At 28.4% G+C, this 24,065-nt stretch carries 23 protein-coding genes; 19 read left to right on the forward strand and 4 right to left on the reverse strand.

The window, feature by feature from the left end:
* Window position 1: 1 nt before the first annotated feature.
* The 7 genes from wlaRB to CLCT_RS06045 are packed head-to-tail and all read left to right on the forward strand — an operon-like array spanning window position 2 to window position 5,864.
* Window positions 2–406, forward strand: a complete 405-nt coding sequence (gene wlaRB, locus CLCT_RS06015) for a class E lipooligosaccharide biosynthesis 3,4-ketoisomerase WlaRB (protein WP_149062576.1) — start codon at window positions 2–4, stop codon at window positions 404–406.
* Window positions 396–1,136 (forward strand): class I SAM-dependent methyltransferase, encoded by a 741-nt coding sequence (locus tag CLCT_RS06020; RefSeq protein WP_249040749.1) that lies wholly within the window; start codon window positions 396–398, stop codon window positions 1,134–1,136. The genes wlaRB and CLCT_RS06020 overlap by 11 nt, the downstream gene beginning before the upstream one ends.
* Window positions 1,133–2,062: a GNAT family N-acetyltransferase gene (locus CLCT_RS06025; RefSeq protein WP_149062577.1), complete on the forward strand. Its 930-nt coding sequence runs from the start codon at window positions 1,133–1,135 to the stop codon at window positions 2,060–2,062. The genes CLCT_RS06020 and CLCT_RS06025 overlap by 4 nt, the downstream gene beginning before the upstream one ends.
* A complete protein-coding gene (locus tag CLCT_RS06030; protein WP_149062578.1) occupies window positions 2,059–2,454 on the forward strand; it encodes an FAD synthase family protein in 396 nt (131 codons plus the stop codon). The genes CLCT_RS06025 and CLCT_RS06030 overlap by 4 nt, the downstream gene beginning before the upstream one ends.
* Complete coding sequence (locus tag CLCT_RS06035) at window positions 2,454–3,719, forward strand: CDP-glycerol glycerophosphotransferase family protein (RefSeq protein ID WP_149062579.1); 1,266 nt, start codon at window positions 2,454–2,456, stop codon at window positions 3,717–3,719. Before CLCT_RS06030 ends, CLCT_RS06035 begins: the two co-directional genes overlap by 1 nt.
* On the forward strand, window positions 3,716–4,774 hold the full coding sequence (locus CLCT_RS06040) for a glycosyltransferase family 2 protein (RefSeq protein WP_149062580.1): 1,059 nt from the start codon (window positions 3,716–3,718) through the stop codon (window positions 4,772–4,774). The genes CLCT_RS06035 and CLCT_RS06040 overlap by 4 nt, the downstream gene beginning before the upstream one ends.
* A 4-nt stretch (window positions 4,775–4,778) precedes the next feature.
* On the forward strand, window positions 4,779–5,864 hold the full coding sequence (locus tag CLCT_RS06045) for a DegT/DnrJ/EryC1/StrS family aminotransferase (protein WP_149062581.1): 1,086 nt from the start codon (window positions 4,779–4,781) through the stop codon (window positions 5,862–5,864).
* Here CLCT_RS06045 and CLCT_RS06050 read toward each other — a convergent pair.
* From CLCT_RS06050 to waaC, 4 genes are read right to left on the reverse strand one after another with little or no spacing between them, the layout of a single operon-like run.
* Window positions 5,861–7,018 (reverse strand): glycosyltransferase family 2 protein, encoded by a 1,158-nt coding sequence (locus CLCT_RS06050; protein ID WP_149062582.1) that lies wholly within the window; start codon window positions 7,016–7,018, stop codon window positions 5,861–5,863. The two genes, CLCT_RS06045 and CLCT_RS06050, sit on opposite strands and share 4 nt — an antisense overlap.
* 3 nt (window positions 7,019–7,021) lie before the next feature.
* Window positions 7,022–8,569, reverse strand: a complete 1,548-nt coding sequence (locus CLCT_RS06055) for a glycosyltransferase family 2 protein (protein WP_149062583.1) — start codon at window positions 8,567–8,569, stop codon at window positions 7,022–7,024.
* 8 nt (window positions 8,570–8,577) lie between these two features.
* Window positions 8,578–9,450: a lipid A biosynthesis lauroyl acyltransferase gene (locus CLCT_RS06060; RefSeq protein ID WP_149062584.1), complete on the reverse strand. Its 873-nt coding sequence runs from the start codon at window positions 9,448–9,450 to the stop codon at window positions 8,578–8,580.
* The gene (gene waaC / locus CLCT_RS06065) at window positions 9,447–10,466 is read right to left on the reverse strand and encodes a lipopolysaccharide heptosyltransferase I (protein ID WP_149062585.1); all 1,020 of its coding nucleotides are present in this window, start codon (window positions 10,464–10,466) and stop codon (window positions 9,447–9,449) included. Before waaC ends, CLCT_RS06060 begins: the two co-directional genes overlap by 4 nt.
* A gap of 66 nt (window positions 10,467–10,532) precedes the next feature.
* On the opposite strand from waaC, the gene CLCT_RS06070 reads away from it, so the two are divergent.
* The 12 genes from CLCT_RS06070 (at window position 10,533) to CLCT_RS06125 (ending at window position 24,063) form a co-directional block, all read left to right on the forward strand.
* Window positions 10,533–11,312: a 3'-5' exonuclease gene (locus tag CLCT_RS06070; protein WP_149062586.1), complete on the forward strand. Its 780-nt coding sequence runs from the start codon at window positions 10,533–10,535 to the stop codon at window positions 11,310–11,312.
* 58 nt (window positions 11,313–11,370) lie between these two features.
* Entirely contained in the window at window positions 11,371–12,357 is a 987-nt protein-coding gene (gene galE / locus CLCT_RS06075) for a UDP-glucose 4-epimerase GalE (RefSeq protein WP_039626879.1), read from the forward strand.
* The gene (gene pglK, locus CLCT_RS06080; protein ID WP_149062587.1) at window positions 12,351–14,045 is read left to right on the forward strand and encodes a BC-type lipopolysaccharide transporter PglK; all 1,695 of its coding nucleotides are present in this window, start codon (window positions 12,351–12,353) and stop codon (window positions 14,043–14,045) included. Before galE ends, pglK begins: the two co-directional genes overlap by 7 nt.
* Window positions 14,042–15,106: a GalNAc-alpha-(1->4)-GalNAc-alpha-(1->3)-diNAcBac-PP-undecaprenol alpha-1,4-N-acetyl-D-galactosaminyltransferase gene (gene pglH / locus CLCT_RS06085; RefSeq protein ID WP_149062588.1), complete on the forward strand. Its 1,065-nt coding sequence runs from the start codon at window positions 14,042–14,044 to the stop codon at window positions 15,104–15,106. Before pglK ends, pglH begins: the two co-directional genes overlap by 4 nt.
* A 1-nt stretch (window position 15,107) precedes the next feature.
* Window positions 15,108–16,208 (forward strand): N-acetylgalactosamine-N,N'-diacetylbacillosaminyl-diphospho-undecaprenol 4-alpha-N-acetylgalactosaminyltransferase, encoded by a 1,101-nt coding sequence (gene pglJ / locus CLCT_RS06090; protein WP_149062589.1) that lies wholly within the window; start codon window positions 15,108–15,110, stop codon window positions 16,206–16,208.
* Between the two features lies 1 nt (window position 16,209).
* A complete protein-coding gene (gene pglB / locus CLCT_RS06095; RefSeq protein WP_149062590.1) occupies window positions 16,210–18,348 on the forward strand; it encodes an undecaprenyl-diphosphooligosaccharide--protein glycotransferase in 2,139 nt (712 codons plus the stop codon).
* Window positions 18,345–19,472 carry a N,N'-diacetylbacillosaminyl-diphospho-undecaprenol alpha-1,3-N-acetylgalactosaminyltransferase gene (gene pglA / locus CLCT_RS06100; protein ID WP_149062591.1) on the forward strand — a complete coding sequence of 376 codons (1,128 nt, stop codon included), beginning with the start codon at window positions 18,345–18,347 and terminating at the stop codon, window positions 19,470–19,472. Before pglB ends, pglA begins: the two co-directional genes overlap by 4 nt.
* Window positions 19,465–20,067: an undecaprenyl phosphate N,N'-diacetylbacillosamine 1-phosphate transferase gene (pglC, locus tag CLCT_RS06105; protein WP_149062592.1), complete on the forward strand. Its 603-nt coding sequence runs from the start codon at window positions 19,465–19,467 to the stop codon at window positions 20,065–20,067. The genes pglA and pglC overlap by 8 nt, the downstream gene beginning before the upstream one ends.
* Entirely contained in the window at window positions 20,054–20,650 is a 597-nt protein-coding gene (gene pglD, locus CLCT_RS06110; RefSeq protein ID WP_149062593.1) for a UDP-N-acetylbacillosamine N-acetyltransferase, read from the forward strand. The genes pglC and pglD overlap by 14 nt, the downstream gene beginning before the upstream one ends.
* Window positions 20,647–21,807, forward strand: a complete 1,161-nt coding sequence (gene pglE, locus CLCT_RS06115; RefSeq protein ID WP_149062594.1) for a UDP-N-acetylbacillosamine transaminase — start codon at window positions 20,647–20,649, stop codon at window positions 21,805–21,807. Before pglD ends, pglE begins: the two co-directional genes overlap by 4 nt.
* Window position 21,808: 1 nt before the next feature.
* The gene (pglF, locus tag CLCT_RS06120) at window positions 21,809–23,572 is read left to right on the forward strand and encodes a UDP-N-acetylglucosamine 4,6-dehydratase (configuration-retaining) (protein WP_149062595.1); all 1,764 of its coding nucleotides are present in this window, start codon (window positions 21,809–21,811) and stop codon (window positions 23,570–23,572) included.
* Between the two features lie 113 nt (window positions 23,573–23,685).
* Entirely contained in the window at window positions 23,686–24,063 is a 378-nt protein-coding gene (locus CLCT_RS06125) for a chemotaxis response regulator CheY (RefSeq protein ID WP_039619063.1), read from the forward strand.
* Window positions 24,064–24,065 lie beyond the last annotated feature (2 nt).

The following is a 24,065-nucleotide window of genomic DNA, read 5'->3' on the forward strand; positions in this document are numbered from 1 at the left end:
AATGAATTTTGAAATTTTAAATTTTTCAGCTATTACTGACAAAAGAGGTTCTTTAATAGCACTTGAAAATTTAAAAGATATTCCTTTTGAGATAAAAAGAATATATTATATTTTTGATACAAAACCAGAGTTTCCAAGAGGAGCCCATGCTCATACAAACTTGGAGCAAGTTTTAATCATGATGGATGGATCATGTGAGATTATATTAAACGATGGCAAAACATCACAAAGTATAATCCTAAATCGTCCTGATATAGGACTTTACATAGGTAAAAATATATGGAGAGAAATGAAAAATTTTTCTTATGGAGCGAAATTGCTTGTACTAGCAAGTGAATTTTATGATGAAAAAGAATATATAAGAAATTATGATGAATTTTTAAAGGTTATTACAAATGGAAAATAGAGATATAGAAAAATACACCAAGGAGTATATAAATACTGAATATAATTTTGAAGAAATAATGGTTCTTTATCGAAGAAAAAAAATCTTAGAAATTTTAAATAAATATAAACCCAAAAACATTCTAGAAATAGGATGTGGAATGGAATCTATTTTTAACCATTACAAAGATTATGAAAATGCAATTATAATAGAACCATCAAAAACATTCTGTGATAAAGCTCAAAAAGATTGTCGCAACAATATCAATATAATCAATAATTTTTTAGAAAATGAAATAAGTTCTTTGCAAAAATATGAATTTGATTTTATAATATGTAGTAGTTTATTACATGAAGTATGTAATCCTAATGTTTTTTTGAAAGATATTTTTAAAATTTGTAGTCAAAATACTATTTTACATATTAACACACCCAATTCAAATTCTTTTCATTTGATTTGGGCTTATGAAAGTGGTTTAATCCAAAGATTAGGTGATTTAACTCATACTTCACTTAAATTACAGCAAAATTCAACCTTTAATTTAAATAAACTTATAGATATTGTAGTTGCAAACGGTGGTGTTATATTAGATAAAGGATCATATTTTATAAAACCTTTTAACCACTCTAAAATGTCATTGTGTTTAGAAAATAAAATTTTAGATGAAAAGTTATTAGATGGTTTATATAAAATAAGTGATTATTTACCAGATTTGGGCGCAGAGATTTTTGTGAATGTGAAAATAGCATGATAATAAAAAAATACACTAAAGAATATTTTGATATTTGGAATGAATTTAATAAAAATTCCAAAAATGGCTTATTTATGTTTGATCGTAATTACATGGGCTATCATTCTGATAGATTTATCGATCATTCATTAATGTTTTATGAAAATGATAGATTGTTTACCTTACTTCCACTAAATGAGAAAGATGATACTTTGTATTCACACCAAGGATTGACTTTTGGTGGGTTTATTTGTGATTCTAAAATGCAACAAAGTAAAATGTTAGATTGTTTTGATGTTTTATTTGATTACATGAGAAAGCAAAATTTTAAAAACCTTATATATAAAAGTATACCTTATATATATCATAAAAAAGCTTCACAAGAAGATTTATATGCATTATTTATAAATAATGCACAATTATATAGAGTAGATTGCTCTAGTGTAATATATCTTGATAATTATAAATTTGCCAAAGGAAGAAAATATCAAATTTCAAAAGCTGTAAAAGAAAATATAATAATAGAAGAATCAAATGATTATAAAAATTTTATAAAATTACTAAACGAAGTTCTTTATAAACAACATGGCGCCAAAGCAGTACATAATGAAAAAGAATTAATTTTGCTAAATTCAAGATTTCCTGAAAATATAAAGCTTTTTATAGCTAAAAAAGATAGCGTTATGGTTGCAGCTACTTTGCTTTTTATATATGAAAATTTAGTCCATACACAATATCTTGCTAATAGCGACTATGGCAGAGAAGTAGGAGCTTTGGACTTACTCTTAAAAACGTTAATAGAAAAATATAGCAAAGAAAAAAAATATTTTGATTTTGGAATTTCTACAGAAAATGAAGGAAAGTACTTAAACAAAGGACTTATCTTTCAAAAAGAAAGCTTTGGAGGAAGAACTATGGTGCATAATATATACAAGGCAATCTCTTGATAAATGTAATTACTTTTGGAACTTTTGATTTGTTTCACTATGGACATTTAAGAATTTTGGAGCGTGCAAAAGAATATGGTGATAATTTAATTGTAGGTGTATCATCGGATGAGTTAAATTTCACCAAAAAGCAAAGGTATCCTTTGATACATGAAAAACAAAGAATGCATATTATCAACTCTCTAAAATGCGTAAATAAAGTTTTCTTGGAAGAATCACTTGAGCTAAAAGAGGAGTACATATTGAAATATAAAGCTAATATATTAATTATGGGTAATGACTGGCAAGGAAAATTTGATCATCTTAAACATATAGCAGATATTATCTATCTACCAAGAACTATTAATATATCTACAACTGATATTATAAATCGAATTAAAGAGGAGTATTAGTGAGAATTAAATTTATGCAACAATGTATTGATATTATAAGATTTAAAAAATCCTCTTTATTAAGAATACATCTGCAATATTTTATTTATAGAATAAAAATTAATAACAAAATAAAGCAAATAAAGCAAAAAGATAGAATCAAAGTAGCTTTTTTACATATGTACAATACAGATATTCAAAATATATCAATTTTTGAGAAATTTTTAGAAAATCCGAGATTTGAACCATTTTTTATTGTAAATCCCGATACTGCAAGAAGCAAAGAAAATTTTATATACCAATATAATAAAACATTTAACGAACTAGCTAAAAAATATGGAATTGAGAAAGTCTTACATGGCTATCTATTTGATGAAAATAAATACATAGATTATACCAAAAATTTCGATATTATGACCACAAACAATCCCTATGATTCAATGGCGCATAAATTTTTTAAAATTGAGTATTGGATAAAGAGTCAAATTCCTGTTTTTTATATTAACTATTTTTATGCTGGAAGGTGTATTATCACAATAGACAATTTAAAATTATACTATTTAAACTATCTTTGGATTTGGTTTATTGAAAACAAAGAAGTACTAAAACTTGCAAAACAATATAGAACCAAAAAGGATAAAAATTTATTTTTATCCGGATATCCTAAAATGGACAAACTAAAACAAATAAATATAACCAAAAAAACAAATGAGAAAACCATTATCATTGCTCCACATCATACAATATTAAATTCTAATTTTCAGTTAAGTAATTTCTTAAAATATTCCAATCTTTTTTTAAAATTACCGAAAAAATATCCTTATATCAAATTTATTTTTAGACCACATCCATTGTTAATTCCTAATTTAAAGAAAATAGATATTTGGGGAGAAGAAAAAACAAATGACTATATTTCTCAATTACTATCACACCCTAATGTTGAATTTTCAGATAATGGAGATTATTTAGAGCTATTTCAACAATCAGATGCATTAATTCATGACTGTGGCTCTTTTATGGCAGAATATTTGTATTTAAACAAACCAGTAGCCTTTATGGCAAATTCTAATAAAGAAATATTTACAGATTTTGGAGAACAATGTATTCAATGCCATTATAATATTTACAACGAAGAACATCTTTATGAATTTATTGAAAATATTGTGATTCAAAATAAAGATTACAAAAAATACTATAGGAGTGATTTTACAAATAGTGAAGTAGCTATCAATCATCCTTATGCTACGGAAAAAATTTATAATCATCTATTAAAGGAGCTTACTTGATTTCTATTTTAACCCCTTGTTTTAATCATGAAAAATATATTAAATATTTCATACAAAGCATTTTAGAACAAAGCTTTGAGAATTTTGAACTTATTATAGTAGATGATTGCTCAAGTGATGATAGTATAAAAGAAATTCAAAAATTTAATGATTCTAGGATAAAACTCATAAAGCATGATTTTAACCAAGGTATAAATGGGGCTTTAAATACTGCTTTTGAAAATTCAAGTGGAGATTATATAGTGTTTTGTGCCAGTGATGATATGCTGGAAAAAAATGCTTTGGAAAAGATTTATCAAAATTTTAACTCTTTAGAAGTAGATGTAATATATCCTAGTATGAGTGTTATAAATGATGAAAATATAGAAATTTCAAAAAGTTTTATCACTCAAAGATCAAATCTTGAAGCTTTGAGGTATTTATTTTTTAAAGGAAATTGCTTTTTTTCTCCAGGGATGGCTGTAAAAAAAGAGGTATTTAAAAAAATCTATCCTTTACCAAATGCACTATGTAATCACCAAGATACTCAAATGCATATAAGCCTACTTACTCAAAAAGCTAAAATCCATTTTTCAAAAGAAACCTTAGTAAAATACAGAATTCGAGCTAATGAAGCAAATATAAGTACACCTAATGCTTCCACAAAAGCTAGAGAAAATTTAGAGATAGAACTTTTAATGGATTCATTTTTAAAAATTCAAGATATAGAATTTTTAAAAGAAATTTTCAAAGATGAAATTAAAAAATTAAAAATCGATCCTTTTGAAAATACCATAGAATTTTTTCTTGGAAGAATGGCGATAGAATCTCAAGAAAAAACTAGAAAATACTGGGGTTATCATAAAATAATACATTTTTATAACGACAAAAACAATGTTAAAATTCTTTTAGAAAAGTATAATTTTACCTTTAAAGATTTACTATCTTTATCTGTTTTATGTGATGATGATAGAGTAGAGAAAAAATATAGAAAATATAAAAAGCTTTTTAATTATTCTCTTATATTTTCAAGTATAATTACCTTGATGTTTATATGTATTTTATTGCTAGGATGATGATATGATTAGTTTTTTAAATTTACACAAAATTAATGCAAGATTTGAAGATGAAATAAAAGATAAAATAAATGAAGTTATTGATAGTGGTTGGTATATACTAGGAAAACAATGTGTAAATTTTGAAACAAATTTTGCAAAATATTGTGGTGTAAAACACTGCATAGGTGTTGCAAATGGTCTTGATGCATTAAGAATTATCATCAAAGCTTATGAATTTAGCAAAGATGATGAAATCATAGTTCCTGCAAATACTTATATTGCTTCTATATTAGCCATAACTGATAATCTTTGCAAGCCAGTTTTAATAGAACCTGATATAAATACTTATAATATAAATGCAAAATCAATCAAAGAAAAAATCACAAACAAAACAAAAGCTATCATGGTGGTTCATCTTTATGGACAAGTTTGTGACATGGAGCCAATATATGCTTTAGCAAAAAAATATAATCTTAAAATCATAGAAGATTGCGCACAAGCTCATGGGGCACATTTTAAAGGAAAAAAAGTTGGTAGTTTGGGTGATGCAGCTGGGTTTTCATTTTACCCTGGGAAAAATTTAGGTGCTTTGGGTGATGCAGGTTGTATTACAACAAATGATGATTTATTAGCTAGTAAAATACGAGCTTTAGCCAACTATGGTTCTCATAAAAAATACGAAAACTTATACGTAGGTTTAAACTCAAGACTTGATGAATTACAAGCTGGAATTTTAGATATTAAATTAAAATACTTAGATGATGACAATCAAAAAAGAAAAGAAATAGCTGATTTTTACATGAAAAATATAAAAAATGAAAATATTATTTTACCTAAAATAGACATCGATCATGTATGGCATTTATTTGTCATAAGAACCAAATTTAGAGATAAACTACAAAAATACCTCAACGAAAACAATATACAAACAATCATCCATTACCCTATACCACCGCATAAGCAAGAATGCTATAAAGATTTCAATAATCTTTCATTACCCATAACTAAACAAATCCACAATGAAGTATTATCACTGCCAATTTCACCTGTGACGACACAAGATGAAATCAAACAGGTTGTTGAGGTAATAAATGACTGGAAAATTTAAGCTTTAAAAATCCTTTTAATTTTTTGCCAAATTTTCCAAAGATCATAAGGAATTCGTGTTTCTATATATGGCATGATAATAGGTAATTTTTCTTTTAAATTTAAAGGATCTTTTTTAAATTTTTTAATCATCAAAGCTTTTTTTACATAAAAAGGCAAAAAGATTTCCTTTATGGCTTGAGAATTTTCACTTTTTTGATCTTTAAAAAACTCTATCAACTCTAAAGCTGTTATCATCCTACTTGCTGCTTTTAAATAGTTTTTTGCCTCTTTAGCATTTTCTCCAAAAAATTCATACAAGTCTTTAAAATACTCTGATACATTTGCTTTTGTAATCTTTTTATCATGATTTGATATGCTATTGGATCTTAAAATACAAATATATAATGTTTTAGGCAAAATACAAATAGACTTAGCACAAGCAAACAAAACCATACCAAAATGTATATCCTCATTGATGATATAATTAATAAACTTTAATTTTATGGACCTTAGAAAATCAAAATCTATCATCCCCATAACACCAAAAGAAATATCTCTCATACCAACTCCTTCTGCTCTTTGCGCATATTCTTTTGGACTAATAATACATTCATCATTGTAATAAAATTTTTGAAATCTCGTTTTTTTTCCTTTATCTTTAATTCCATCTTCATAAACACATTTATAATCAAATAACAATACATCTACATTTTGCATTCTCACAACGCACTCTTCTATGCAGTTTAACTCCCAATAATTATCAGAATCTAAAAAGATAATATAATCAATCTTTAGAATTTCTAACCTATCATTCGCTAAAGCATTTTTATGTTTATAAATTTTATAAATATTTTGTGGATTATTGCCAACAATCTTAAAAATATTTAATTCATTTTCATTTTCAATATATTGTGTTTCATATTCACCATAAAAATATTCTATACCTACATTTCTAGCACTACTTAAACCACCATTTTTCTTATCAAAAAGAGTGATTCTTTTATCTTTTAAAGTATATTCTTTTGCAATATTAAGTGAGTTTTCATCTGTACTACCATCATTTACAAGTATGATTTCTAAGTTAGTGTAAGTTTGATTGATTACACTATCTAAACATTCTTTTAGATATTTTTCTACATTATATATGGGGATTACTACGCCTACTTTTTTCATGTTTTATCTCCAAGTTATTTTTTTATTTTTTATAGTTTCAAGATAAATTTGATGATTGATTTCTAGCATATTTTTGCTATTTTCTTCATGGTAAATATGATAAGCTAGGGCATTAAATTTAAGTCTTTTAAACACTCCGTTATTAAATAAAAATCTAGCTACAAACTCACTATCTTCCCTACCCCAACCTATAAATTTTTCATTAAATCCCTCAATGGCTTCAAAATCACTTTTATAAAAACTCATATTGCAAGTTTTACTACCTTTGACAAGTTGTGATTTTTTAAAAAATTTCTTAGTTAGTTTTGAAAATTTATATACACATTTAGCTAAAAAAATATTTCTTTGATTTTTAAAACCCTTTTTATTAAAAGCTAGTTTAAAATCATTTTTGCTTAAAAGCTCTTTGCTTTCTTTTTCATTTAAAATAGTTCTTGAGCCTTGTAAGATAGTTTTTAAACTAGCAAATTTTAAATGATCATTAATAAAGTTTTTTTCTAAAATCATATCACCATCGATTAAAACAATATATTCACTATTTGAAGCTCTAATCGCTTTGTTGCGGCTTGCCGCAGCACGAAACCCCTCATCTTCTTGCCAAATATGCTCTAACTTACAAGGAAAATCTTTTTGATAAGCTTGTATAAGTTTAGCCGTATCTTCCCTGCTTCCATCATCAGCTATTAAAACCTCATCTGGTAAAGGCTCTAAGTTTTTAACGCTATCAAGCACCAAAGCAAGTCTTTCTTTTTGATTATAAGTTGTGATAATTAAAGCGCAAGTTTTTGGCTTTTGCTTTTTTAACTCATACAATTTCATATATTTAAAAAAAGCTCCAAGGCCATTGCAAGTACTTATGATAAAGCCTTTATAACCATAAAAAATTCCCTTTTTTAAAATGTAATTTCTAAAAAAAGTCCAAGTTCCTCTTAACAAAGCCTTGCAAATACTGCTTTCTTTATGTAAATTTTGCAAAGCCCAAAGTTTGGAGTATTTTTGAAGTTTATCTAGCAAACCATCTATATCATCAAACGCAAAATGCCTTAAACCATTTTGTAGCTTAATCTTTTTACTATCTTCATATAAAATCAAACTCTCATGCACTAAAATCCCATTAAAACTAGTATGAGTTTTATTAAACACTCGCATTACATGATCAGGCCACCATCCACAAGCTTTAATCCACTCTCCATTGTATAAATTTTCTCTTGGTAAGGCTATAATATCTTCTTTATTAGGCTCAATTTGCCGCAATTCTTGTAAAAATTCTTTCTTAGCAAGCTCATCTGCGTCAATATTAAAAATCCAATCATTGCTAGCATAACTTATGGCTAAATTTTTCAAAGGTCCAAAACCTATAAATTTATGCTGATAAATCTTGATATTTTTATAACTTTTACTAAACTCATAAGCAATTTTTAAAGTATCATCATTACTATCATTTTCTATTAAAACTATCTCGCCAAATTCTTGCAAAGACTCCAAACAAGCTTTTAAAGTTTTTTGAGCATTTTTAACTATCATTATCACACTAATTTGCTTTAAATCCATTTTATATCCTATAAATACAACTCGTGATTGTATCTTTTAAATCTCTTATGAAAGAAAAAATACTCATCAGGTTTAAATTTAATCATCTCTTCACAACACTTTGCTTGATACTTAGTAAGCTCTTCTATACTTGCCTTACTTGCGTCTAAAGCCTTAAAAGTTTTTACAAAAAATTTCTCATCTTTTTGATACACAAAACAAGGTAAAATTATAGCTTGTGTTTTTTTAGCAAGCACACTTGCACCTGCTATGAAATTTACTTCTTGATTAAAATACTGTATTTTTACACTTTCACCATCTACCGCATCTTGATCGGTTAAAATTCCAAGTGATCTACCTTCTTTTAAGGCTTTTAGCATTTTTTTAAGCCCACCTTTTTTTTCTATAAGCTCTATGTTAAATTGTGTGCGATTTTTACTTAAAATTTTATCCATTATCACACTATCAAGCGCTCTTCCAACTATAGAAATTCCTTGAAATTTAGCTCCAAAAGATAAAGCTAAAAGTTCCCAGTTGCCATAATGAGCCGTAGTTACGATCAAGGGTCTTTTACTTTGCATTATATTTGAAATTTGTTCCTCATCATCAAAGCAAATTTTATTGATGATTTCTTCTTTACTTGCATTTTGATTTTTGATAAAATCAATCCCAAATTTAGCAAAATTTTTATAGATATTAAGGCTAGTTTCATCACGCCATGTTTGATCTTTTTCAGGAAAGCAAATTTTTAAATTAGCATCGATGATTTTACGGTGCTTACGATTTAACTTATAAGTGATTAAAGCAACCAAATTTGCAAAAGAATTTAAAAACTTTGAGGGTAAAATCTTCACAAGAACTTTTAACATATAAAAAAGGCTTAAATATACATAATTTATCATTTTTCTAAAAGCTCACAAGCTAGTTTAAAAATATCTTTTTCATCGATATTTTGTATACAAAAATCACTCTTATCTATATGCTTTGAATGCAGTATTTTTTTACCTGCATTGATCGTTTTGTTGATATTTGTTTCATAAGCATTTCTTTGACTAGGAGTAGCACCAAAGATCGTTATAGAAGGCTTGTTTAGTGCAAAGGCCAAATGAGTAGGCCCACTATCATTTCCGATAATCAAATCACTTGCCTTAGTTAAAGCACAAAGCTCACTTAAGCTTAATTTTGGTGCAAGTTCTATTTTTAAATGTTTTAAATTTAAAACTATATCTTTTGCAAAATTAAATTCCCCTACATTGCCCCAGCCAAGTATGATTTTTGCACTAGTAAAATGCTCCAAAAGCATTCTACAAAGTAATATCAAACGCTCTTTTGGGTAAATTTTATTTGGCATAGATGATCCTACATGTATGAGTATATTAGGCACACTTTCATTCAAAGATAATCTTTGCTCTAAGCTTTCCTTTAACTCATCATCTATACTAAAGCAACTTTGTTTTAATTCTATATCGCTATGATCAAAATGCTCATTTAACACATAAGCTACCAAAGAAAGATTACGCACGACAATATTTTCTTCATAATTACACGCAAATTTATGCGCATAAAAACTACTCGCAAAGCTTTCTTTTATGCTTTCTTGATCAAAACCAAAAGTATTAGCACATAAAAATTTACTCACTAAAGCAGATTTAATCAAACCTTGTAAGTCAATCACAATATCATATTTGTTTTGTCTTGCTTCAAAAAGCATAGCAAAGACTTCTTTGAATTTTCTATCTTTTAAAGGTAGGGCATATACTTCATTGATCATTGGATGATCTTGCAATAATCCTGCAAATCTTACATCTACAAACCAATCAATACTTGCTTTAGGATAATGCTTTTTAATAAATTGCAAAACAATCACCGCATGGATGATATCTCCAAGTGCAGATAATTTAACCAAACCTATTTTCATGTGCTACTTTATTTTTAAATTTTCTGTTATGATTTTAACAAAGATTTTTTTAAAAAAAGGTTTATCATGCAAGAATATATTTGCGTTTTTGATTGTGAGAGCATTCCTGATGTAGAATTGATAAAACATCTTTATGATTTTAATGGCGATGATTTAAGCATTAGTAAACAAGCTTTAGAAAGACAAAAAGAAGAAAGCGGAAGCGAGTTTTTACCTCTGCCTTTTCATAAAGTTGTAAGTATTTGTGCAGTGATTGCAGATAAATTTGGAAATTTCATCAAAGTCAATAAAATCAAAGGCGAAAATGAAAAGCAAATGCTAGAAGAGTTTTTTAACTTCATAGATAAATACCAACCCCGCCTTGTAAGTTTTAATGGTAAAAGCTATGATATGCCTTTGCTTGTTATAAGAGCATTAAAATACAATATCAACGCAAGTGCTTATTTGGATGCAAGCGATAAATGGAATAACTACAAAAGCAAATTTGTAGAAAATAAACACTGTGATTTATTAGAATCTTTAGGAAGTTTTGGTCAAAAAGGCTTAAGACTTGACACACTTTGTGCTATGGCAGGACTTCCTGGAAAATATGATGTGCATGGAAATGAGGTATTAGACCTCTTTTATCAAAACAAATTAGAAAAAATTCACGAATACTGTGAAAGCGATGTATTAAACACTTATATGCTATTTTTAAAATACGAATTCATCAAGGGCAACTTAACCCAAGAAGATTATCTTAATATTTTAGAAAATTTCAAAGAAGAGCTTTTACAAAAACATAGCGATAAAAGCTATCAAAAGCCATTTTTAGAAGCCATAGAAAAAGAAAAGAGTAAGTTTTAAATTAATTAAGAAAAGTATATTAAAATAACTATTATTAAATATCACAAAAAGGATAAAAATGAAAATTTTAATCACTGGTGGCGCAGGATACATAGGCTCTCATACTTTAAAGCAGTTTTTAGAAACAAATCATGAAATTTGTGTATTAGATAATCTTTCAAAAGGTAGCAAAAAAAGCTTAGATGAGCTTTCTAAAATCAGACCTTTTAAGTTTTTTGAGCAAGATTTAAGCGATTATGCAGGGATTAAAAAACTTTTCAAAGAAGAAAAATTTGATGCAATTGTGCATTTTGCAGCTAGTATTGAAGTTCCTGAAAGTATGGAAAATCCTTTAAAATACTATATGAACAACACTGCAAACACAAGCAATCTAATCCAAACTTGTTTAGAAACAGGTGTGAAAAAATTCATTTTTTCTTCAACTGCAGCTACCTATGGAGAGCCACAAACTCCTATTGTAGATGAACAAAGTCCATTAGCACCGATTAATCCTTATGGACAAAGCAAACTAATGAGTGAAAAAGTCTTACAGGATGCTAATATGGCTAATCCTGAATTTAAATACTGCATTTTAAGATACTTCAATGTAGCAGGTGCTTGCATGAGCTATCCTATAGGACAACGCTATCCAAAAGCTACTTTACTTATCAAGGTTGCTGCTGAAGTAGCTACAGGAAAAAGAGAAAAACTTTATATTTTTGGCGATGATTATAATACTAAAGATGGCACTTGTATTAGAGATTTTATCCATGTTGATGATATTTCAAGTGCACATTTAGCTGCTTTAGAATATTTAGAAAATAACGAAAGTAATATTTTCAATGTAGGCTATGGACATGGCTTTAGCGTAAAAGAAGTTATTGAAACTATGAAAAAAGTAAGTGGGGTGGATTTTACAGTAGAACTTGCACCAAAAAGAGCTGGGGATCCTTCTGTGCTTATTTCAAATGCTGATAAAATCAAAACCCTAACTAATTGGAAACCAAAATATGATGATTTAGAATTAATCTGCAAAAGTGCTTATGAGTGGGAAAAGCAGTGTTAAAAAAACTTTTTTTTATACTCAATGCTCATGATAAGAAATTTTTATTTGCTTTACTAATTTTTTCTATTTTTATAGGATTCATAGAAAGCTTTGCTATTTCTTTAATCATGCCCTTTGTATCAGTAGCGAGTAATTTTGAGCTTTTAGAAAAAAGCTCCTATTTTCAACCTGTATATGAGTATTTAAATTTACCAAGTTATAAGATTATTGCTTATTTTGGCTGTATATTAATCGCCTTTTATATTTTTAGAGCCTTTTTAAATGCCTTTTATTTTCATTTACTTGCGCGTTTTTCTAAAGGGCGTTATCACAGCCTTGCTTGTCGTATTTTTGATAAATACTTACACCTTGAATATGAGAATTTTACTAATAAAAATCAATCAGAACTTTTAAAAACCATCACTCAAGAAGTATTTCATTTAAGCACTTTAATTAGCGCTTTTTTACTTATGCTAAGTGAAAGCTTTGTGGTATTTTTGCTTTATACTTTATTGCTAATTATCAACTATAAAATCACCCTAGCTTTAAGTGCTTTTTTACTTTTAAATGCTTTTATTTTAATCAAAATCCTCTCACCCTTGGTAAAAAAAGCTTCCATAGCTAGAGAAGAGGCGATGAAAAATTATTTTGAAATTTTAAATGCAAATTTAAACAACCTTAAAATCATCAAACTCAAAACCAAAGAACAAAGCACGCAAAAGCTTTATGAAATTCAAAGTGGGCTTTTTGCCAAAGCAAATATTAGCAATGAAAGCATGTCAAGCATACCTAGAATTTACCTTGAAGGTATAGGTTTTTGTATGCTTTGTTTTATTGTAGTGTATTTGGTTTTAAGATATGAAAGTGATATTTCATCTATCTTAGCAACTATTACTATTTTTGTGGTGGCTCTTTATAGACTTATGCCAAGTGCTAATCGCATCATCACAAGTTATAATGAAATCACATATTATAAAAACTCTTTAGATATTATTTACAACATGCTTAATGAAAAAGAAGAAAAGCTAGGCGATGAAAATATTAAATTTAAAGAAAAAATCGTTTTGAAAAATCTTTTCTTTGCTTATAAGGGTAAGAAAAATTTATTTAAAAATTTAAATTTTGAACTTAAGAAAAATGAAAAAATTGCTTTTATAGGTAAAAGTGGAAGTGGCAAAAGCACTTTAGTTGATCTTATCATAGGGCTTTTAAAACCAAGTGATGGAGCTATTTTTGTAGATGGAATTAAGCTTGATGAGAGTAATATAAAAAGTTTTAGAAGTAAAATTGGCTACATACCTCAGCAAATTTATCTTTTTAATGATTCTATTGCTAAAAATATTAGCTTTGGAGAAGAAATAGATGAAGCACTTCTACATAAAGTAATCAAGCAAGCTAATCTTGAAAGCTTTGTAAATTCGCTTGAAGATGGAGTGCATACTAAGGTAGGCGATTCAGGTTCGTTTTTAAGTGGGGGTCAAAGACAAAGAATAGCCATAGCAAGAGCGCTTTATCAACAACCTGAAATTTTAGTTTTAGATGAAGCAACTAGCGCTCTTGATCAAGAAAGCGAAGCAAAAATCATGGAAGAAATCTATAAAATTTCAAAAGACAAAACCCTCATCATCATAGCTCATAGACTCTCAACTATACAAGGTTGCGATAGAGTATTTGAAGTAAAACATGGGCATTTAAAGGAACAAGTATGAAAATCACTTTCATCATAGCTACTTTAAATTCAGGTGGTGCTGAAAGAGTATTAGTCACTTTAGCTAATGAGCTTTGCAAAAATCATGAAATAAATATTATTAAATTTCACAAAGAAGACTCTTTTTATAAGCTTGATCCAAAAATCAAACTTTTTACTCTAGAGCAGTTTGACTTTTCCACTCTTTATAACAAAATAGCCTCACGCATTAAAAAATTCAAAGCCTTAAAACAAGCACTTAAAGACCATAAAAGCGATGTTTTTATCTCATTTTTAGATACAACTAATATCGCTTGCATTTGGGCAAATAAAGGTTCCAATACGCCTTTAATTATTAGCGAGCATAGCTCTTATACTTATTTAAAATCTAAAATTTGGAAGTTTTTACGCCGTATAAGTTTTCCTCATGCAAATGCTCTAACCGTGTTAAGCAATGATGATAAAAAATACTATGAAAACTTTATTAAAAAAGTTATCAATATGCCAAATCCTTGTCATTTTAGCCCAATTAAAGAAAATTTAGAAAAAGAAAACAATGTCATTTTCGTAGGCAGACTTGATCATAATAAAAATGCTTCTATGTTTTTAAAGGCCATAGCAAGACTGGATACAAATTTACAAAATCAATACAATTTTTTCATAGCAGGCGATGGAGAATTAAGACAAGATTTAGAACAAGAAGCTATGAATTTAAATATCAAAGTTAATTTTTTAGGTAAAGTTGAAAATATGCAAGAACTTTATAAAAAAGCAAAAATAATCTGCCTTTGCTCTTTCATAGAAGGCTTACCAACGGTTTTGCTTGAAAGTTTATATTATCAAGTAGCACGCATTAGCACTAAATACACAAGTGGCCATAAAGATTTAATTGATGATGGAAAAGATGGATTTTTGGTAGATTTAGATGATGAAAAGGCTTTAAGCGAAAAACTCACCCTTTTAATGCAAGATGAAAATTTAAGAAAAACACTAGCACTTAATGCACAGCAGCGATGTAAAGATTATGAAGTAACAAATGTAGCACAAAAATGGCTTGATTTGATCAAAGAAGTAAAGGTTTAATATGAAAAAACTAGCAATTTTTATTTATTCTTTAGGAAGCGGTGGTGCTGAAAGGGTTGTATCTACGCTATTGCCTGTGTTAAATTTAAAATATGAAGTGCATTTGATTTTAATGAATGATAAAATATCATATGATATTCCTGAAGTTAATATCCACTACCTTGAAAAATCAAGTCCAAGCGAAAGCAATTTAGCTAAATTTTTAAAACTACCCTTACTAGCTATGAAATACAAAAAACTTTGTGAGGATTTAAAAATCAATTTACAATTTGTATTATTAAATAGACCTAATTATATTGCATTAATGGCAAAATCCCTAGGACTTAAATCAACCCTTATTATCAATGAATGCACTACTCCAAGTGTGATTTATAAACATAATAATCTGAATTCTTTTATCAATAAATTTCTTATTAAAAAATTTTATAACAAAGCAGATTTAATCTTAGCAAATTCTATAGGAAACAAAGAAGATTTAATACAAAATTTCAACATAGAGGCTAAAAAATGTGATATTTTATACAATGCCATAGATTTAGAAAGCATCATAGAAAAATCTAAAGAAGAAATAGACTTTAAGGATCCTTTTATATTAAGCGTTGGCAGGCTTGATCATGGTAAAAATCATGCTATGCTTATAAGAGCTTATGCAAAAGTTAAAACTGATTTAAAATTAGTCATTTTAGGCGAGGGTATTTTAAAAGATGATCTTTTAGCTTTAATAGAAACTTTAAATTTAAAAGACAAAGTCTTTTTGCTAGGTTTTGATAAAAATCCTTATAAATACATGAGCAAATGTGACTTTTTTGCTTTTGCTTCAAGTTTTGAGGGCTTTTCCAATGTTTTAATCGAATGCCTAGCTTGTAATACTGCGGTGCTTTGTACTGATCATAAAAGTGGTGCAAGGGAATTATTTTTAGATGATGAGTTTGGACTTTTAGTAAAAGTAGATGATGAAAAAGCCATGCAAGAAGGCTTAGAAAAAATGTGCAATGATGAGTCTTTAAAAGCTACATATAGACAAAATGCTTTTTTGCGTGCAAAAGAATTTGATAAAATTAGTATAGCAAAGCAATTATTTGAATTTTTCAACAAGGCATAAAATGAAACTACAACAAAATTTCACGGATAATACTTCTATAAAATATACCTGTATTTTAATCCTTATAGCCTTTGCTTTTAGTATTTTATGTAGGTTATACTGGGTAGCTTGGGCAAGTGAGTTTTATGAGTTTTTCTTTAATGATCAACTTATGATTACTACTAATGATGGCTATGCTTTTGCAGAAGGTGCAAGGGATATGATAGCAGGTTTTCATCAGCCTAATGACTTATCTTATTTTGGAAGCTCACTTTCTACTTTGACTTATTGGCTTTATAGTATTTTACCTTTTAGCTTTGAAAGTATTATTTTATATATGAGTACTTTTTTTGCATCTTTGATTGTTGTGCCTATTATATTAATCGCAAGAGAGTATAAACTCACTACCTATGGCTTTATAGCAGCCTTACTTGGAAGCATTGCAAATAGTTATTATAACCGTACTATGAGTGGGTATTATGATACAGATATGCTAGTGTTAGTTTTACCAATGCTTATTTTGCTTACTTTTATACGCTTAACTATTAATAAAGACATTTTCACCCTACTTTTAAGTCCGGTTTTTATCATGATTTATTTGTGGTGGTATCCATCAAGTTATTCTTTAAATTTTGCTATGATAGGACTTTTTGGTCTTTATACTTTAATATTTCATAGAAAAGAAAAGATTTTTTATCTAGCTATTGCTTTAATGATCATAGCTTTAAGTATGCTAGCATGGCAATATAAACTTACCTTGATTGTATTGTTGTTTGCTATTTTTGCCTTTAAAGAAGAAAAGATTAATTTTTATATGATTTGGATTTTGATTTTTATTAGCATTTTAATTTTGCATTTAAGCGGTGGCTTAGATCCTGTTTTATATCAACTTAAATTTTATGTTTTTAAAGCTTCTGATGTACAAAATTTAAAAGATGCTGCCTTTATGTATTTTAATGTCAATGAAACCATTATGGAAGTAAATACTATTGATCCTGAAGTATTTATGCAAAGAATTAGCTCTAGCGTTTTAGTATTTATTCTTTCTTTTATAGGTTTTATCTTACTTTGCAAAGATCACAAAAGCATGCTTTTGGCTCTACCTATGCTTGCACTAGGTTTTATGGCTTTAAGAGCTGGACTTAGATTTACCATTTATGCGGTTCCTGTGATGGCTTTGGGTTTTGGGTATTTTTTATATATTTTTTTTAATTTTTTAGAAAAAAAACAAATCAAACTTAGCCTAAGAAATAAAAATATCTTACTCATACTCATTGCATTTTTTAGTATAAGTCCTGCCTTAATGCATATTTATTATTATAAATCCTCTACTGTTTTTACTTCTTATGAAGCTAGTATTTTAAATGATTTAAAAAATAAAGCTCAAAGAGAAGATTATGTTGTTGCTTGGTGGGATTATGGTTATCCAATACGCTATTATAGCGATGTAAAAACCTTAATCGATGGTGGAAAACACTTAGGAAAAGATAATTTTTTCTCATCTTTTGTCTTAAGCAAAGAACAAATTCCAGCAGCTAATATGGCAAGACTTAGTGTAGAATATACTGAAAAATCTTTCAAAGAAAACTATCTTGATATTTTAAAAGCTATGATTAAAGATTATAACCAAACAAGCGCTAAAGATTTTTTAGAAAGTTTAAATGACAAAGATTTTAAATTTGATACCAATAAAACCAGAGATGTATATATTTACATGCCTTATAGAATGCTACGTATCATGCCTGTGGTAGCACAATTTGCAAATACAAATCCTGACAATGGAGAGCAAGAAAAAAGTTTATTTTTCTCCCAAGCTAACGCCATAGCTCAAGATAAAACCACAGGTTCTGTTATGCTTGATAATGGAGTAGAAATTATTAATGATTTTAGAGCTTTAAAAGTAGAAGGTGCGAGCATACCTTTAAAAGCTTTTATAGATATAGAATCCATCACTAATGGGAAATTTTATTACAATGAAATTGATTCAAAAGCTCAAATTTATTTGCTCTTTTTAAGAGAATATAAAAGCTTTGTAATTTTAGATGAAAGTCTTTATAATAGTGCTTATATACAGATGTTTTTATTAAATCAATATGATCAAGATTTATTTGAACAAGTCACTAATGATGCAAGAGCAAAAATTTATAGGCTAAAAAGATGAAAATAGGAATTTTAACCCACAGTGCAATGAGTGTGTATTATTTTCGTCTTGCACTCATTAGGGCTTTAGAAAAAAATAATCATGAAGTTATAATCATCACTCCAAAAGATGATTTTGCTATTAAATTGCAAGAGCTAGGTTATAAAGTTTGCTTTTATGATTTAGTCAGATCAAGTGTTAATCCTTTAGTTGTTTTTAAAAATCTACTTAGCTTAAAAAATACACTCAAAAATTTAAATTTAGATCTTTTACAAACAAGTGCTCACAAAAGCAACACAACAGGTATTATAGCGGCTAAAATAGCAGGCATTAAATACACTTTTGGTTTGGTTGAAGGCTTAGGAAGTTTTTATATAGATGATGATTTTAAAAGTAAATTAGTAAGAATGAGCATTAATTTACTTTATAAAATTTCTTTTAAACTTGCTAATGGTTTTATTTTTGTCAATGAAAGCAATGCTTTATTTATGAAAAATTTAGGCTTAAAAGAAGAAAAAATCAAAATCATCAAGTCAGTAGGGCTAAATTTAAAACAATTTTTACCTTTAAAAATTAGTACAGAAGAAAAACAAGCTTTTTTAAAAGAACATAATATGCCTGATAAGCCTATCATTTTAATGATCTCAAGAGCGCTTTGGCATAAAGGAATTAAAGAATTTTATGAGGCAAGTCAAATTTTAAAAGACAAGGCAAATTTTGTCTTAGCAGGTGGAAGAGATGATAATAAATCTTGCGCACCATTAGAATTTTTAAACTCAAATGATGTTTTTTATCTTGGCGCAAGAAGTGATATTGCACATTTATTAAACCTGTGTGATATTTTTGTTTTACCAAGCTATAAAGAAGGTTATCCAAGAACGGTTTTAGAAGCACAAGCTTGTAAAAAAACGTGTGTGGTAAGTGATGCTGAGGGTTGTATTGAAGCAGTGGATAATGCCATAGATGGTTTAATTTGCAAATGCAAAGATAGTAAAGATTTAGCTGAAAAAATCGCAGTTTTATTAGAAGATGAAAAACTAAAAAATACTTTAGCGCAAAATGCTTTTCTTAGAGCGCAAAATTATGATGAAAATATTATAGCTTTGAAATATCTTGACTTTTATAGGGGTTTTACAAATGTATAAAAATGGCTTGAAACGAGTATTTGACTTTATATTGGCTTTGATTTTATTGATTATTTTTTTACCCTTTATAGTGCTTATAGGTATTGTTTTAAAAATCGTTCAAGGAAGTGTACTTTTTAAACAAGCAAGGCCAGGATTAAATGAAAAAATTTTTTATATTTATAAATTTAAAACTATGAGTGATGAAACCGATGAAAATGGAGAATTACTTCCTGATGAATTACGCTTAAAGCCTTTTGGTAAGCTAGTTAGAAGCTTGAGCTTAGATGAATTACCACAGCTTTTTAATGTATTAAAAGGCGATATGAGCTTCATAGGCCCAAGACCTTTACTTGTAGAATACTTACCCTTATACAATCAAGAGCAAAAAAAACGCCACGATGTAAGACCAGGCATTACAGGTTGGGCGCAAATCAATGGACGCAATGCTATTTCTTGGGAGCAAAAATTTAAATATGATGTAGAATATGTGCAAAATTGCTCTTTTTTATTTGATCTTAAAATCTTTTTTATGACCATTATTAAAGTTTTAAAAAGAAGTGGGGTTAATAAAGAAGGAGTAGCTACAACGGATAAATTCAATGGACACAACTAAAAGTATTTATATATATGGTTCTAGTGGACATGGTTTAGTCTGTGCTGATGTAGCTAGAAATTTAGGATATGAAAAAATCATCTTTTTAGATGATAATAAAGGCTTAAAATATCACTCCAGTTTAGAAAAACACGATATGTTTATTGCTATTGGTGCAAACTCTATTAGAGAAAAACTTTTCAAAAAAGCAAAAGATGATGGATTTAGATTAGTTAATTTGATACACAAAAGTGCTATTATTAGCCCAAGTGCTTTTTTAGATGATGAGGGTATTTTAATCATGCCAAATGTCGTAGTTAATGCTAAAGCTAGCATTGCAAAAGGTGTGATTTTAAATACTGCTTGTGTGATTGAGCATGAGTGTTTTGTAGATGAGTTTAGCCATATTAGCGTTGGAGTTAAACTAACAGGAAATGTAAAAATAGGAAAGCGTTGTTTTTTGGGAGTTAATTCAAGCGTTATTCCTTGTATGAGTTTAAATGATGATATAACTTTAGGTGCGGGAGCGGTTGTGGTTAAAAACTTAACTTCTAAAGGCATTTATGCTGGAGTTCCTGCTAAGAAAATAAAGGAGGTAAAATGAGATTTTTTCTATCAGCACCACATATGAGTGGAAAAGAATTAGAATACATACATAAAGCTTTTGAAAGTAATTATATAGCACCTTTGGGTGAGTTTGTTAATGCCTTAGAACAAAGTATTAAAGATTATACAAAAAGCTCTAATGCACTTGCTCTAAATGCAGCCACTGCAGCCATTCATCTAGCTTTAAGAGTTTTAGGTATCAAAGAAGGCGATGTGGTTTTAGCTTCAAGTTTTACTTTTATTGCTTCAGTAGCGCCTATTTCTTACATGAATGCTACACCAGTGTTTATTGATTGTGATGAAACTTATAATTTAGATGTAAATTTATTAAAAAAGGCTATCAAAGAAAGTTCTAAAAAGCCAAAAGCTCTCATTTTAACACACCTTTATGGTAATGCTTCTAAAATGGATGAGATTGTCCAAATTTGTAAAGAAAATGAGATTTTTTTAATCGAAGATGCTGCTGAAGCTTTGGGAAGTTTTTACAAAAATAAAGCTTTAGGTACTTTTGGGGATTTTGGAGTATATTCTTTTAATGGTAATAAAATCATCACAACAGGTGGTGGTGGTATGCTTGTAAGTGAAAATCATACTAATCTTGAAAAAGCAAGATTTTATAGCACTCAAGCTAGAGAAAATTGTCTTCATTATGAGCATAAAGAATACGGCTATAATTATAGAATGAGTAATATCTTAGGTGCAATCGGTACTGCTCAAATGGAAGTTTTAGAAGAAAGAGTAAGTAAAAAGCGTGAAATTTATAGCTGGTATAAAGAATTTTTAAGCGGGGCTTTTACTTTTTTAGATGAACTTGAAAATACCAAGTCAAATCGCTGGCTAAGTACTGCTTTACTTGATTTTGATTTAAATAAACTTAATACTTATGAAAAACATTGTATATGTGAAAATAAAAATGTTCAAATTCAAGATAAAATTTTAAAAATCATACAAGTTCTAAAAGATAATAAAATCGAAAGTCGTCCACTTTGGAAACCTATGCATTTACAAGAGCTTTACAAAGGATGCGATGCTTATTTAAATGGCAATAGTGAGTTTTTCTTTAGTAATGGAATTTGTCTTCCAAGCGCAACTACTATGAGTAAAGCTGACGTAGAGGAAGTTTCTACTTTAATCTTAAATACCTTAAAGGACTAAGATGGATTATAAAAGCAAACGCTTAGGATTTTTTCTAGGCGCTGATATTTTACTTTTTGTTATAAGTATTTATTTGTCTTTTTCTTTACGCTTTAGTGCAGACATCCCGAGTGAATTTTATGAAGGTATGTTTAAAAGCGCTGTGATTTTGATTTTACTTAAAATCATTTTTCTAGCTTTTTTTAGAATTTATCAAGTTGCTTGGAGATTTTTCTCACTTAATGAAGCACGTAAATTAGTCATCGCTTTAGCTTTAGCTGAACTTGTATTTTTAGCAATTTATTATTTTTATGATGATTTTTTTAATCCTTTTCCAAGAAGCATTATAGGAATAGATTTTGTTTTATCTTGCATGCTAATTGGAAGTTTGCGTATAAGCAAAAGAATGATAGTTGATTTTAGAAAGCCAAAATATAATGAGGAACATCCCTGTATAGTAGTTGGCGCCACTTCGAAGGCTTTGCATTTATTAAAAGGAGCTAAAGAAGGAAGCTTAGGACTTTTTCCTGTAGCTGTGGTAGATGAGCGTAAAAATTTAATAGGTACTTATTGTGATAAATTTATAGTTGAAGAAAAAGAAGCTATTAGAAAATATACCGCTGAAGGAATTCATACTGCTATCATTGCTTTAAAACTTGAGCAAGAAGAGCTTAAAAAACTTTTTGATGAACTCATTGCTTATGGGATTAATGATATAAAGCTTTTTTCTTTTACACAAAATGAAGCAAGAGATATAAGCATTGAAGATTTATTAGCGCGTAAGCCAAAAGATTTAGATAATGCTTGCGTGATTGATTTTATCAAAGATAAAGTAGTTTTAGTTAGTGGAGCTGGTGGAACTATAGGAAGTGAGCTTTGCAAACAATGCATTAAATTTGGTGCAAAACACTTAATCATGCTTGATCATAGTGAATATAATTTATATAAAATCAATGAAGAATTAAGCTTACATAAAGAAAAAATCGAGCCTATTATGATGAGCATATTGGACAAAGAAGCTCTAGAAAAACTTTTACAAGAAAAAAACATAGATTTGATTTTACATGCAGCAGCTTACAAGCATGTGCCTTTGTGTGAGCACAATCCGCATTCAGCTATTTTAAACAACGTCATAGGTACTAAAAATTTAATCGATCTTGCAAAGACTTACAAGGTTGCCAAATTTGTTATGATAAGCACTGATAAAGCTGTAAGACCGACTAATATTATGGGTTGTACAAAAAGAATTTGTGAGCTTTATGCACTAAGTTCAAGTTGTGAAAATTTTGAAGTAGCTTGTGTGCGTTTTGGCAATGTTTTAGGCTCAAGCGGAAGTGTTATACCTAAATTTAAAGCTCAAATTGCAGCTAATGAACCACTTACTCTTACCCATCCTGATATAGTACGTTATTTTATGCTTGTGGATGAGGCTGTACAACTTGTTTTACAAGCTGCGGCTATTGCAAAAGGTGGGGAGTTATTTGTGCTTGATATGGGCGAGCCTGTTAAAATCATGGATTTAGCTAAAAAAATGCTTTTACTTTCTAATAAAAAGTTAGAAATTAAAATCACCGGACTAAGAAAAGGTGAAAAACTTTATGAAGAGCTTTTAATCCATGAAAATGATTTGAAAACTCAATATGAAAGTATATTTGTTACCACTAGTGAAATTAAAGATTTAAAAATTTTAAATCAAGAAATAGAAAGATTACTTCAAAGTGCAAATCCTGCAAAAGTTTTAAAGGAAATTGTGCCTGAGTTTAATCATAACAAAAATGGAGAGTGATTAAATTCTAATTTTATTTTTAAATGGTATAATATAAACTTTTAATTGATTAATAAAAATAAAAACGATACAATTACACTTTTATGTAATTACATCAAGACAAAGGAAAAAAAGTGAAGTTATTAGTAGTTGATGATAGTTCTACCATGAGAAGAATAATCAAAAACACTCTTGTAAGATTAGGTCATAAAGATGTTTTAGAAGCTGAACATGGAGTCGAAGCTTGGGATTTGCTTTCACAAAATGATGATATTAAAATTTTAATTACTGACTGGAATATGCCTGAAATGAATGGCTTAGAATTAGTAAAAAAAGTAAGAGCAGAAGAAAAATATGCTGATATGCCTATTATCATGGTAACTACAGAAGGTGGTAAGGCAGAAGTTATCACAGCTTTAAAAGCAGGTGTAAATAACTATATTGTAAAACCTTTTACACCTCAAGTATTAAAAGAAAAACTTGAAGACGTTTTAGGAACAAACGAAGGCTAATT

It is taken from the genome of Campylobacter lari subsp. concheus, assembly GCF_008245025.1.
Lineage (GTDB): Bacteria > Campylobacterota > Campylobacteria > Campylobacterales > Campylobacteraceae > Campylobacter_D > Campylobacter_D concheus.